13 protein-coding genes and 1 pseudogene are annotated in these 13,579 nt (G+C 56.3%); all 14 read right to left on the minus strand.

Going from position 1 to position 13,579, the window contains the following annotated elements:
- Window positions 1-20 precede the first annotated feature (20 nt).
- A complete protein-coding gene (locus tag V7676_RS17170) occupies window positions 21-1,946 on the minus strand; it encodes a hypothetical protein (protein WP_335660822.1) in 1,926 nt (641 codons plus the stop codon).
- Window positions 1,936-2,649: a hypothetical protein gene (locus V7676_RS17175; protein WP_335660823.1), complete on the minus strand. Its 714-nt coding sequence runs from the start codon at window positions 2,647-2,649 to the stop codon at window positions 1,936-1,938. The genes V7676_RS17170 and V7676_RS17175 overlap by 11 nt, the downstream gene beginning before the upstream one ends.
- On the minus strand, window positions 2,634-4,127 hold the full coding sequence (locus V7676_RS17180) for a hypothetical protein (RefSeq protein ID WP_335660824.1): 1,494 nt from the start codon (window positions 4,125-4,127) through the stop codon (window positions 2,634-2,636). The genes V7676_RS17175 and V7676_RS17180 overlap by 16 nt, the downstream gene beginning before the upstream one ends.
- The gene (locus tag V7676_RS17185) at window positions 4,124-6,490 is read right to left on the minus strand and encodes a hypothetical protein (RefSeq protein WP_335660825.1); all 2,367 of its coding nucleotides are present in this window, start codon (window positions 6,488-6,490) and stop codon (window positions 4,124-4,126) included. Before V7676_RS17185 ends, V7676_RS17180 begins: the two co-directional genes overlap by 4 nt.
- Window positions 6,487-7,803, minus strand: a complete 1,317-nt coding sequence (locus V7676_RS17190; RefSeq protein WP_335660826.1) for a serpin family protein — start codon at window positions 7,801-7,803, stop codon at window positions 6,487-6,489. The genes V7676_RS17185 and V7676_RS17190 overlap by 4 nt, the downstream gene beginning before the upstream one ends.
- Entirely contained in the window at window positions 7,784-8,164 is a 381-nt protein-coding gene (locus tag V7676_RS17195; RefSeq protein ID WP_335660827.1) for a hypothetical protein, read from the minus strand. Before V7676_RS17195 ends, V7676_RS17190 begins: the two co-directional genes overlap by 20 nt.
- Before the next feature lie 26 nt (window positions 8,165-8,190).
- Entirely contained in the window at window positions 8,191-9,375 is a 1,185-nt protein-coding gene (locus V7676_RS17200; RefSeq protein WP_335660828.1) for a hypothetical protein, read from the minus strand.
- A gap of 101 nt (window positions 9,376-9,476) precedes the next feature.
- Window positions 9,477-9,842: a hypothetical protein gene (locus V7676_RS17205; protein ID WP_335660829.1), complete on the minus strand. Its 366-nt coding sequence runs from the start codon at window positions 9,840-9,842 to the stop codon at window positions 9,477-9,479.
- 4 nt (window positions 9,843-9,846) lie between these two features.
- On the minus strand, window positions 9,847-10,422 hold the full coding sequence (locus V7676_RS17210) for a hypothetical protein (RefSeq protein WP_335660830.1): 576 nt from the start codon (window positions 10,420-10,422) through the stop codon (window positions 9,847-9,849).
- Between the two features lie 262 nt (window positions 10,423-10,684).
- A complete protein-coding gene (locus V7676_RS17215) occupies window positions 10,685-11,104 on the minus strand; it encodes a hypothetical protein (protein ID WP_335660831.1) in 420 nt (139 codons plus the stop codon).
- Window positions 11,105-11,222: 118 nt separating this feature from the next.
- The gene (locus V7676_RS17220) at window positions 11,223-12,029 is read right to left on the minus strand and encodes a hypothetical protein (protein WP_335660832.1); all 807 of its coding nucleotides are present in this window, start codon (window positions 12,027-12,029) and stop codon (window positions 11,223-11,225) included.
- A gap of 368 nt (window positions 12,030-12,397) precedes the next feature.
- A complete protein-coding gene (locus V7676_RS17225) occupies window positions 12,398-12,859 on the minus strand; it encodes an Lrp/AsnC family transcriptional regulator (protein ID WP_335660833.1) in 462 nt (153 codons plus the stop codon).
- Window positions 12,860-13,024: 165 nt separating this feature from the next.
- The gene (locus V7676_RS17230; RefSeq protein ID WP_335660834.1) at window positions 13,025-13,219 is read right to left on the minus strand and encodes a hypothetical protein; all 195 of its coding nucleotides are present in this window, start codon (window positions 13,217-13,219) and stop codon (window positions 13,025-13,027) included.
- Window positions 13,200-13,579 (minus strand): annotated as a pseudogene (locus V7676_RS17235) (chromosome partitioning protein ParB); the annotation flags it as partial. The pseudogene V7676_RS17235 and the gene V7676_RS17230, both read right to left, overlap by 20 nt.

The following is a 13,579-nucleotide window of genomic DNA, read 5'->3' on the forward strand; positions in this document are numbered from 1 at the left end:
TAATGCGATCGACAAGCCCCTCATTTCAGGACCGGACGCAGTTCGATGTCGCCATCTGGCAGCGGCACGATGTAGCGCTGTTCCTCGTTACAAGGTCCGCCGGTGCAAATAACGTCCGGAAAATTGTTCTCGTTGATCCACTGCGCCGCCTTTGTCACCGCCGGGTCAGTTACCGGGGTGCCATCCGGCAAATTGCCGGGGCAGGCAACGGCATTTGCAAAGACCATCAATTTCCCGTCTATCCGGGAAAACGAGATTGGCGTGCAACCATCAAAATAGACCGTAACGCCGCCTAGGCCCCTTAAGTCGCTCAGATCAGCATCAGGACTATAATTCAGCCATAACCGCGTAGGGTCGCGTAGAACCCTATCGCCCACACGCGTTATGAAATATCTTCCCTGCCAACCGCTGACCGGCGGCATTAAGTCGTTCATCGCCTTATCCACGGACATGGTGAGGCTGCGCGCCTCTTCCACCGGCATCCCAGCAAATCCGGCTGCTCCCAGAACGTTGGCGCCCTCCACCGCTTCGGCCAGCCGATCGTTCATGATCCGCATCAAGGGCAAAGTCATCTGCACAACCCGGCGGTCGTCCGACGGCGGCTTTCCTTCCGAAAGTTGCCGCGCGATATAACCTGTGCGGCTTGCTAGCAGCAGAACCTCGGTTTCCGGACTGGGTGTAATCACGGGAGATAGGCTATTGCCTGTGAGCGGCGGCATTCGAACGATCAGCAAATCACCGGCAGTATTGCCCCCGCGCCAGGCTTCACGCACGCGGTAAAGATAATCCAGCGCCAGCCCGTCACTGCGATCCACCGGCACGATGCCTTCCAGCACGGCACGAACCACGATCGGCGCGGTGGCTAAATGTTGTCGCAAAGTGGCTGGCGCCGTGCCGGGCGCGGGCAACAGGCCCGCGTCGCGTGCGCGGTCATAATGCCATGCCGTCATTCCGACAAAGGCAAGGTCACGCGGATCGGCAGGTTGCTCGATACCGGGCAGTCCTTCGCCGCCCAGACCTATCGCCCGCAGCGCCGCAACGTCGCGTTGCTCTTGAGGCATTTTCGCAAAAGCGTTGGCCAATTCTTGAGGCCACATCGCAGGCGGAACTGCCGCCGCTTCGCGCGCCAGTTCGGGATAGCGTGCGGCTGGCACGAGAACTGCAATAGTTCTACCAATCATCACGGTCAGGCGCGTCTCGACGGGATCGGCTATGAAACGCGCACCTTCTCCCAGCATCGCCAGCCTGTCGCCCAGCGTGCGCGCATTACAATCCGGCTTTTGCGAGACTATATTGCCACCAGGTCGGACGATGTTATCGCGTTCCGGAATCCATCCGTTCGCCCAGAACCGACAATCGGGCGTTTCGACGCTGTATTCGCTTGCCGTGAAATGAACCAGTGTCAGGTCGCGGCCGCGCAGCGGTCTGCCGTTCTCATCCGCAAGCAGCCACTCGCCGCGCACAAAATTTTCGCCAGGAATGCTGGCGGCCACGTCAACTTTGCCAAAAGTCCAATTCTCGCTTCCGCGCTCGATTCGCATTTTGTCGGAATTTAGAAGCGCAATTCGCACTTCGCCCCCTTCAAATGGCGCGAGAGGCCTAACCGTGCGGCACCGCTCGGAAATTCCGCCTGACCCTTGACTGACGAGGAAGCGGCCGTCCCCCTCATCGCGCAACATCCCTTGCGAGAAATTGCAGCCCGACCCCCATGCGAAAGCCGGGGACCAGATTGTAAGACGATCTTCAGGCGCGCCTTCGGGGCCCTTAAGCAGCCGCCATTCGCCATAGAGCGCTCTCACCGCATCGGTCATCGGCGCAAGGTCAGGTGGCGGAGGAGGTGGAGGCGGCAAGATTTGTTCTTCCACGTGGGCCTGATTGGGCGCAGTCGCACACCCGGACAGGAGCAAAGCGGCAGCAAAAGCGCCGACAATAAACTTATGCTGCATCGAGATAACCCTTACATAATTCCTGCGCATTTTTCGGGCGCGGTGCGGGGGGAGCCGGCGGTGCTGTCGGGACCGGGGGTTGCGTACGAAGCGGAGCTGGCGGTCGATCGCCTTCTGCAGGCTCCCGATAACCCGGCGGAGGTGTCCATTTCTTGGGTTCGGGAGGAAATAGCTGCCGACATTGCAACTCTGCGCTTCTCATCACTACGCCGGCAAGCGTTTGCAGCACCAGATCGCAATCAAAATCGGTTTGGCACTCTCCCCAAAACATCGGCTCTTCGGTTGCCCGCCAAATTGCAACCTGTGCACTTTCGCCGCCGCCATAATGATTCGTAATCAGGTAACGTCTGCCGCCATCTCGCAATTGTTTATGAAACGCTGGCCGGCCATTGATAGTGATTGGTTCACCCCAATCTTCTCTATTAGAATTACCGCTGTAAGGGTCCGCAACGTAATCAAATCGCAAATCGGCGGACCGCCATACTATATGGGTGCTATCATCCCCCAAGGGACATTGGGTTAATCCATCGGTGCACTTTTCCAGGCCGCCCTCAAACTCAAGACCGACAGGGAGAAAAAAGCTAAATCCGTCGAGCGATATATCAGATGACATAGGCACTTCGGGTTCTGGAACGACTATTTGGGTCGGTTCGGAGCATGCCGCCAACAGCAATGGCACTGTAATAATCAAGGCGCGATGCATTGCAGCCCCGCGCCGTCAAAATTAAGCCGCGCACCTTTAGGGCCAATCCGGAAACCCCCATCCCAGCCCGCCCATTTAATGCGAACTGTGCTGCTGGGAGTTAGATCGCATGAGATACCCTTGCTGTTGGTGGTGCAGATTGTTTGCTGCGGATTGCCAAATATTGTCAGTTCGCCCCACTGGTCGATTTCTGGCAAGGCAGATAGCCTTGCTGCTCCCTCCCGTCCGAAGCGAATACAATCGTGGTATGAGAACGGATCGGGCTCGGGTTCTGGCGGTTTTACAATTGCTTCTGGAATAGGCTGCCCATTCGCCATTGCCGAAAGGCGTGCAATCAAGCTTTCGGTGGTCTCGCCTTGCGCGGCTTCAAACCGAGCCTGTTCATTGGGCGCTGACTGCAGTTCAACATACCATTGCTCTTGTTCAATCGGACCTTCGATCAAGCGAACATTGCCAGGATTTTCCCGCAGCCTCGCAATAGCTTCAGCTGTCCCAGTAACTTCAATCTCGTAAAGCTCACGCTCGCCGGTAGTTGCATTTAGCGCAGCACCTTTTTCGACCAAACCCCATACCCGTTGGCGAATCCAACCATCCTGATCGAGCGTCTGGGGCGACAGCTTCATTAACAGCGAGGAGGCTAACAACCGCATCGCATCGCTGCGCTCGTTACTTGCCGCCTCGTCAAATGCTCTTCCAAGCAAGTCCGGCGACGCGAATGCCGCCGGAACTCTCGTTTCATCAATGATGTCCCCGCGTCTCGTTCGCACTGCAAAAGGTTTGAGGGCGCCTGCACGCAACCAACCACGCGCGTCCCGAGCCGATGTTGCGCGATTGAAGCGAATTGTTGTGCTGGTAGGGGAAAGCGAAGCCAAGGGCGCGGTGCTCTCAGCGATTGGTCCCAGCGATGACAGCCAGCCCTCCCGGTCACCCAAGCTGGCCCGAACAAGCGGAAAGGCGGCAGTTGTCAGGTCATCATACAGAGCAAATCTGCCGAGCAATCTTCCCTGCGCGTTTCGAAAGATCAAATATGCCTCATCTTTGGTGACGCTGAGGAAACCTGGATGGCAGCTGGTCAGTCGAAAATTGCCATCAGCCGCAGGCGTCATCTCTTCCGGATAAGGGTAAGGCTTAATCCGTCCCTGATCGTCTACCCAGTGATACGCTTGGACATCCTTGTGATCCGGGCCCGATGCACCCACAAATAAATTGAAACGATCAGGAGAGCTGCCCTTCAGCCGGTCAATTACATGGAACGTCGTGGCAGATATGCCCCAATTTGTTTGCGTGCCGAACGCCTTGCGGGTTTCACCAGCAACGGCAATATCCACCGATGCAGCTTCCTGTGCCATGCGCTGCGTAAAGAACTGCTGCGATGCTGGCCCAACCTCCTCTGGTTGCTGTGTATAGAGGCAGGCGTTCGCAATATGCGGAAGTGCTGCGAGTCCGACCGCAGCGACCAGTGTGAGAACCCGCATCACGTCTCTGCACCATCAGCCTGCAATCTAAGTGCTTTTTGAATCGGCTCCAGCCTCATACGCAATTCGTCGACAGAGATCGGCTCGGGGTAGAGAGTAACTGGACGGGCTATCCCGTCTTCGCCGATCCGCGCCGGACTCATGGACGAAACGGAGACATACCACTCCCCTTCGGCTCGCGGTGCTCCTTCGCCGCCATTGACGAAGGCTGCATGGCGATACAGCGCATCGTTTAGATGCAGCACCCAGCGCGATCCGCTTTCCAGCGAATTGGGCAAACCAGCCATCAGAAAAGGCTCGTCCATTGCTTGGCCGTAGACCAGCTCACCATTGTCCGATTGTCGCTCGCCGGAGGCCATACGCTGGCGCAATTCTACGCCGACTTCGGCATCACCTTTAAGCACTTCCAGCACTTTCCAACGAACCGAGGAAGAGAACCCATCCGCGCCGCTATCAGCAGTATCAATTCCAACCGGCTCAGCAATCACCACATCGGTGGCGGTCAGCGCGCGCTTTTCCACTGTCTGGCGCCCGTTCATATCCTCCAATGCTTCGATTGGATCGAAGCCTGCACGGCGCAAGGCCAAAATGTCGCTTAAAGTGTTACCGTAAGCAATGACGAAGTGCGTCTGCTGTAGCGATCCGGCGCGCGAAGGCTTTCGCGCGACCCAGCGATCTTGAGTGGTGCCAGACAGCGGAGGTTCAGGGCGCATGATCGGCGTTTCAGCCACCAGCGCACGGATCGCGGCGAAATCGGGATGCGCCTCGAGTGGATACCAGATCGATTCCGGATCCCGACGACTGGCCAACTCTGTATTATATATTGGCCCTTGCCAGTCGGTTTCAATGCGTGCCAGTTTTGGAAAAGCCAGACCCGAATGTGCTGCCGCTTCAGTCAAAGCGATCAGGGCATCTGGACGAACACTGACATAGCCGCCTAGCGGCTCAATCAGAACCTGCGCATCCACTCCTGCCCTATCCAGAACCGCAACAGCCGTTAATCGAGCCTCTTCAAGCGCAGCGAAACCCTGCGGGACTATCTGTGCGGTTACGTATGGTTGGAGAGCTTCGATTACCAACGTGTCCTTAGTCGCTGCATCGGTATGAAACATATGCGCTGTGCCTTGGTTCTCGTCGATACCGATAGCTGCGACAATATCACCGTGCTTAATCAAGGCGCTGTCTCGCCAAGCGCGAAGTTGAGCCACCCGCTCCATATCTTGTTCGTAATCCGCTTCGGCAGCAGCACGGTTGCCCAATTCTCGCTCGCGGCCCGAAATCGCAGCCTCGCGTCGCTCGCGGTCCCATTGTTCGCGCGGAACAATTCCGCGCACAACACGGTATGGTCCGGGGCAACCCTGATTCCCAACCATTTCCGAAGGGGGCCGCCCCTCATTCGGCTGCAAGCCCATCAGCACAACATCGCTATCTGCGTAAACCTTAGCGCCTGAGAACAGATTTATGACTGCAATGCGGTTCGGGTCGGTCAGGTCGAGTGCCTCGTGCTGCTCCCACACCGCAATTCTAGGCTCTTCGCCATCCGGCAAAAGCCACAAACACCCATCGCGAAGTTCAAGCCGCGCGGGCACATCCTGAACGCCGACCAATGTGCTCATCCCGCCATCAGTCCGCTTCGCAAATTGGGGGAAGGATTTGACCCTTGTATCCCCTGCCGGAACGGGCGGTGCGGCTACCGGAAAAGGAGCCGGTTCTTTAAACATGACATAATCAGGTAGGTCGAACTCCCCGCGTGCAGCGGCGGCGCGGATCGGGTCTGCGCTCTGGCCAAGTTCTATTTCCACAACACCGGTCATGATATTTGATCCTGCGCCATACCAATTAATGCCGAGCCGGATCATTTCATCTGCAATGCGCTTCTGCGTGGCGCGCAATTCGATCACTGTCGGTCCGGGCCGTTCGACGGGTATATACAGCGGATCAGAGGTATATTTCGCCAGCGTAGTAGTAGCGTCGCGGGTAAACGCAACCACGACACCATAGGTCGGCTCATGCTGGATCCACAGCCCGGCAAACGTGTCCGGCTCGTTCTGGTGGAGTGTTCCTTGAATGGCACCTATGTTGGCATCGGGCGCATCAGGCACGGGCGGCGGCCCGGGTTCGGTGCGCGGGCCGATAGAGCCGCGCAGCTGAAGTTCGATGCGGCGGTGAGCTTCTTCAACACTCACGCAGTAAGAGCGGGCATATATGGCGGTCTCACCAAACTCGCCCGTGAAATTCTCGATGCCGTCGATCTCTTCGACGGTGAGATTGGGGCAGGTTTCCGACAGCGGCTTTTCGTCCTGTGCCAGTGCGGGCTGCACAAATGCGAACGACAACAGGCTGGCGGTGAGAAATGCGGGTTTCATTGCGATTGCTCCACAGGGGTAGGATTGGCAATCCGGCCAAAGAAGATCAGCGCGCCGCTGGCACGGTCGCGGATGGTGAGGAGGAATGGCCGGTCCACGATCATTTGTGGCACGTCGGGCATCATGCGTGATCCCGTCACGACGATCTTCACCGCAGTCACAGCCGCCGCTTCGGTGCCCTTCTCGTCCACGCGCAGGAAAGTGGCGTGGGCTACATCGTCAATTGCAAGCGGCGCGTCCGCCATGCCGGAAAAATCGGCGCAGGTTTCTTTGAACGCACACGGAATTCCTGCCGCGATCAGGGCGTCCTTTACGCTGGCGTCAAAACGCGCCTCGAACCGGGGCAGGCGGAGCAAAATTTCCTGGCCCTTTGCCGCGCCGAGATCGAATTTTGCATCGCTACCCTGCTGTGCGAGGTCGAACGAAAGCGCATTGATATTCTCTTCCCATTTCCGCAGCGTGGCCGCGTCCCGGGGCAGGAAAACTTCCATCACGAAGCGGCCGGATTTGCCGTAGGGCAATTGCACGGCTTGCCCCTCGCGCGTTGCGCGATAAGGCATCGGCGCAATTCGCTCCATCATATAGATCGAAAGCTTGGAGCCGTCGCCGCGTGTGAACTCGCCGGTCGTTCCGTCTTCGAATGGCACGGTCCAGTCAGCCTTGAACCATACGGCATTGGTTAGCACGGCGGCGGTGGCGTCATTGAAGCCGCTTGCTTCTACAATCTTCGTGATCCGCTCGCGCGTCTGCTCGCTCACCCAGCTATTGATGGTGTCCGCCGAACCCTGCGGATCGCCCCCAAAATTGACAGCCTGAGCGGTTGCCCCAAACCCTTCGCTCGTCGCGCGCAGATATTCAGGCTGAAAGTCCATTTCGTCGGACAGCCACAAAGCATTCGCAACCGAAAGCGCGACCTTCCTGTCGTCAGTGTCGGTAAGGAGGCGATTATAATCGCGCACCGAGGTTCCGAGACGGGTCGCTGCATCCCAGCCAAGCAGTCCGCGCAACTCTGTCTCGGTTTCTCCACGCGCGCCCGGCAGGGCCAGAGCAATACCGTCACTCAATGAGAGCGGAGAGATAAACAAATTGTCGTTCGGCTCCGCTGCCCTGACCATTTCGGGATAGAGCCTAGCTGTGAGCTTGGCCTGACCTTGTGCTAAATCTGCTGTAACCGGCGTTATTGCGATGTTGTCCTCCGCATTGACACCTTCGGGCGCAGTGGCGCATCCGGGCAGAGCCGCGAGCGCCAGAGCTGCACCGATCGCTTGCAACTGCAACCACATGCCATATCGTCTATTCAGATTGGAAATCATGCAGCCGTACCACTTCATTCGTTGGGCAATGTTTTGGAATAATAACGCCGAAAAACTCTTCGATATCCGCAATACTCCATCCCTTGCCGCCTTCTCGTAGCCCTGCTGCGCCAGCCCAGGTCTTTCTGCCGAAAAAAATTACCGCGCCATCGGGTCCATCGCGTATCCCTGATCGGTCGTCGGTCAGGGTGACATCGGGGTCGAACAGCACAGTCTCTGGCCGGTCGCCGCCCGTGACAATGCAACCTCGCTGAAGTTCGACGGAACCGTAGAAGCCGGCCTCCCCTCCAAATGCGGGTCGCGCAATGGTTATGGGATTGCCGTCTCCATTATGAGCGGCGCAGCCAGAAAGTATCAGCACAAAAGAAATTGCAAGCCTGCGGCGTATCATCTTGTGTCCGGAAGTGTGGGCGGCGTTGGCGGAATTTGCATGGTCATTTCGCACCACGACGGTGCCGCATTGCCGCCGCGCAACCGATTGTCGGCCAGCCGCCTCTCTTGCTCCAGCAGGCAAGCATTTGCCTGAGCCGTCGCCTCGGCTTCATTCAAACCGTCGCGCGCGGCATTTTCCTTCACAGCATGCCATGTACTGCCATAGCCCGCAGCCTGATTGACCGTCTTGACCGTGACGACCCGGTGCTGCCCGCATGCAGCAATCAAAGCCTCCGGCGGATCGGATATTTCGCTGCGATACCCGAGCTGCATTCGCGTGCCGACCCGGGCAAGTCGGGTCGTCTGGACGGAATGGCGTGAGCGAAACGCCAGATGTCCTTCATCGTCGCGATAAATGCCGATACCGAGCGGGAACATGGCGAGCGGATCGTCTTCCCCGTCCTCATCAATAAAGAAGCAACCATCACGCAGCACGATCGCATCATAGGTCGCGATGTCGGGTGTTGGTCCTGCTAGCACCGTTTCTGCAGGCAGGTATCTGATCGACGCCTTCAAATTATCTGGCACAGCAGGCAAATCAGGCTCTGCCCAATGATTGACCTTCAGTATAAGATTGGTCGGCACATCCCAGCCGCGCTCGTCCTGCATTGCTTCGAACTCGTTGCGCGAGATCCTGATATCGAGCCAAGGAGCGTCCATGTTGCCGAAACCGGGAGAGGCAATATTCTGGCCAATGCGCTCTGCCCAATCCCGCGCGATACGGTCCTGATCCGTGCGCGCGAAATCGCCCCTAGCCGGTTGGAACAGCGTGTTATCTGTGTAGCGCCGGAGCGACGATGTCGGCTTGTTTACGAAGTATACGATGCCGGTGACAGCCCCCAATCCGCCATTTTGCGGTCCATCCTCCCAGCGCCATTCGATCCCGCCAAAATTGCCGATTTCTCCAGCCTTCAAGCGGCGCAGCATTGGCAGGTGCTGATGCTCCAGCTTGTCGGCAAACTGCCAGCGCCGGTCATGGACCGTGGGCGTGTAGGGTTCAGGCCCCAGACGAGTAATGGGCGTGTAGGGCGGAGCCTCAATCACGGTTTCGTAGTCGTTGGAGGTGTCTGCAGGAGATGCATCGCCAAGTGCGGAACATGCCGCAACGAATACCGAAGCGAAAATACCAAACCGAATCATTGCCGCCCTCCATGTTACAAGGTTACATAGACAAGGTGTTATGAACCTTAAATAACTGAAAGGTAATCGTTATCATTTTGGCGTGGCGATGGCGGGCTTACTCACGCTTCACGGCAACGAACCCAGCGCTTGCGACCGGCGCGCCACACGGAGCCATCGTAAGTGTTTGTCGCTCTGTTCCAGCTGGCGATCAGGACCAGTTCCTCAGTGATTGCATCTGGCGATACCAGCGCAAGCCGCAGCTCAGACCCGCTCAACCACCACTGCGATGCACTTACAGCGATCTCTTCGCGTCCATCGACAAGCCGCGCCAAGAACAGCCCGGCGCTCGGCACATGCCCGAAGCCAAGGGATACTATAATGGGCTCATCTCCCGCGGTTTTACACGCCAATCCGCCGGTCGCGTGGGCCGGTGAGCTAAAGGTCAGCAGGGCCGCAAGGGCAGTGATTGAGTAGTAATCTTTCATGCCGTTAGCCTCCTATTGAATAGAGTTGACTAGGGCATACTGGAGGAAGTGGCAGTGCCAAATCACTTATGGCAACTTCTCCGCCATCAGGAATGTTTGCAGTCTCACCAATCGCGATTTCACGATTGCCAAATACTACAAACTGCCCTCGATTGCCGTCATCTCGCACGCGTGCAGAGGGTGGAAAGACCGCAGTGGCGGTCCGCCCCTCGATTTCCACGACCAAACAACCATTCGCATTTCGCAATTCACCGGAAAGCTGCCGCCCCAGAACGATTAACGGTTTCCTTGATGTCACCAATGCAATTGACGAACCGGGAACGCCTGTCGTGACAGACGGTGTGCTAGACAAGGACGGATCTTCATTTGCCGGCGGTAAAGCTGTTTGCGACACACCATCTGCAGCTTCCGGCGGAGACAACATTGTATCGCCCGTAGCATCTACAGCATTCGGGACCCTATCAAGGTCGCGTGCAGAGCTTTTTGGATCGCTAGCTGCTAACTCGCTAGAGCAGGCCGATACAGACATCGCAAAAGCGATCATCGTTGCTACCAAACACATGTCCCTTTTTATGTTCATTGCTCCAAAACACTAATTGTCTTTATTTGGTTCCGTTAATTGGAAACTCCCTCAAGGCTCTAGTGTCGTTAAAACCAGGATGAGAAGGGTGGAAAATGCAAAGCCACCTGTAAGGTCCGCTTCCCAGTCCATAAGCTGACGACCCAAGGCGCGCTCACAGCGCACAGCAGTGGACTGGCAGCTAGGTCGATCTAAGCGCTGAGAGTGGACGGTCAACCAACGGCTCAGAGGCTGACAGTATTTGAACAATGAGATTCAGTTACTATTCCGCTGGTTTCAGGCCGGGATTGAGAATTACGACGGTATCGATATCCAATGCGTTAGAGCAACGCTGAGGGACGCGATGCTGTAAGACATGCCGTGCACTGAGCTCGGCGATCGTTTCGCCACTGCCGCCTCCACCTCCATAAACCCTCGCCTTATCGCGAAAATACTCGTTGGAGACAGGGTCAAAGAGCCAAGCTCCTTTTTCATCAACTCCACCGGTCATGCCCACTTCAAAGACGGGCAGCACGATATTGCGGTCGAGCCTCTCAAAAAGGACGCAGTTGTTAGCGATGATGATTTTACCAGGGATACCGGCCAAAAGATAAATCCGGCTTTGTCCTGTTGGAACAGGCTTCAAAACCGCCAGATACGGGGATTCTAGCTTAGAAGTTTTAGCCTTGGGAAACCCATCCAAGCTTTTGCAGCTTATTAGGCCGAATAATAAACACAGAGCGATGATTTGCCTACTCATGATTGCAACAACGCTTCTCTCACTATTTCGCTCCTGTCCATTAACCGCCCAAGTGCGGTTATTAATTGGCCAACGGAGCGGGCGGCGGATGCAAGGTTATATGGTCTATTAGCCATAAAACTGGGTCGGATGAGGTGCCTGGATGCTCGTTTGCACGCTGTAGAACAGCGGTCCCATCTGAGAGAGACACCATGCCTGATGAAGATTTTCTTAGGAGCTGGAGCGAAGCTTGGACTTGAGCGGAGCCATCGGTATCGTTGCTGCCTATCGCTTCTGCAATACTTGGCTGAAATCTGCCAAATCGGTAAAGTCTTGCAGTAAAGTCAGCACCGCGGCGGCGATCCGTCCATAGCTTGGCAGCATCATCGGTTCGGTTTGCTTCGACCAATGCAAAGTAGCGCTGCAGCGTTTGTCGTGCGGCTTGCCGGCTTTGGTCGTTGACGACAGTTTTTGGCGCGGAACGGCGGTCATAATCCGCTCCTGACAAAGGCGGAATGGATAAGGAGGAAGGGACGGGCGGTGATAGTCCCAATGGTCTAATATCGGTAACGAAAGCCGGAGCTGCGTCACATTGCATAGCCACGGGGTCATCCTTGAGTGATTTCACTTTAGCGCTGTTTTCATCGAGCCCGCTTATCGCCCAATGGCCATCAAAGAGGCTTTGCATTGGCTCAACGGCGTAAAGCTGACCCTCTGGCAAGATTGGTAGGAAGCGCCTACCGTCATCTCGCGTGAATACGATGCATCCATTCTCACGAGTGAAGTGACCGTGCGTAATGCTAGGATTAATATCTGCCGGTGCTGCCCATTCGTAAGCGACACGGCCTTCGGCGTCGATCAGCAGGCTGCGCTCATCGCATCCAGACATTACCATAAGCGCTATAACTGGCCATGTTGAATGGAAAGTGCGCTTTGACATGCTGCTACTGTGGCAGAGCACTCAATGTCAGACAAATGTTTTTCGGATAACGTCCGGTTTCCACCCCAATTTCGCACATTCATCGGTCGTTGAAAAAGCTCCGAAAGCAGTCATCACTGAGGTGTGGCGGCTATGACCGCTTTCAGAAAGGGCGGGCGATAGGCTGAATGACCAAGATTGGGCGCAAAGCGGACATAGGTTTCGACTATTGCGAACATCCGGAAATGGGGCGAAAGCGGAATGCCTGCTTATTCCGCCAAAGGCTGGATAATACCTCTCGGAAGATTGCGGAACACGAGCAACCATAGTTGCACAATTTACAATTTAGGGAGGCGCTTGACCACAGTAAATGACTGAATGATGGCGGTATCAACGGATGAGAACGGCAAAAAGCAATCCATAACAGTTTCCAATTCCTGCACATCATGAACCACGGCTTTTGCCACAAAGCAGTCTTCGCCAGTAACATGATCCGCTTCAACTATTTCCGGAGTGTCGATCAGCATCTGCGCCACTCTCTTTGCCTCTCCCGGCAAAGCGCACAATCGCACATGTGCAGTGACACCGAGTCCAAATACGGTGGGATCTACATTGATAGTATAGCTGCTGATCGCGCCTGCATCTTCAAGCTTGTGAATGCGCTCGGTAACACTTGGACTGGACATTCCAATTTGCTCTGCGAGCTCCCGAACTGTCATTCGGCCATTGCCGACCAATGCGGCAATTATAGCTCGATCAGTTGCATCAATTGGCCGGGTTACATAGCGGCTTCGATTCATATTTCACCTCTAGCTGGATGACACCGGCGAGGCCTTGAGATTACGAAGGCAAATGTTCGATTTTGCCTTATTTATCCTAAGTTTGAGCTAGAAATCGGGCTTACAGCGAACACACCCAGCGACAAGCAGCTAGTCCGCAAGGTCAAAATTGAAGGTCAAAGCCCGTTAGCGCACTGCTTCTGCCAGCCTGTTCGCCGGTGGCGATGGCTCTGACACCAACAGGTAAGGCGCAGCCCCGCTTAAGGACGGCTGCACCCACAACGCTGCCCCAACCGGCTCTGCCGGTCGGGGCTTTGCGGTGATTTTGGAGCGGGCGGCTGACAAGCCGCCCGCCAATGTTTCAAGCTGCAATTCGCTCATCCTCATCTTTTGTGGACGCAGCTTCGACTGCGTCCTGCGGTTTCGGCTCGGATGGCTCGTCCTCTTCCATGAGCCACTTGGCCCTTTCAGCGGCGTCAACGGGGCCAACACCGCCGCGCTCGGTATAGGCGGATGGCGGAAACGCCATCCAGCGCGGAACCCAATGCTCCTGCTTATCGCGGCCATTCTCGCCGGTCAGGTGGTCGCTGATAATGCCCTTCACTGTCTTGGTTTTTTCGCTGGCGTTGGCGGCGGCAATGCTGGCTCCACCAACATCCGCCAAAAGCGCGGTCAGGACTTCACGGTCACGGACAAGGTCCATGAACGCATCATCCGCTGTCCAGTAATCCGCCATCTCAA

This window comes from Parasphingorhabdus sp. (genome assembly GCF_036963805.1).
Taxonomy (GTDB): Bacteria; Pseudomonadota; Alphaproteobacteria; order Sphingomonadales; family Sphingomonadaceae; genus Parasphingorhabdus.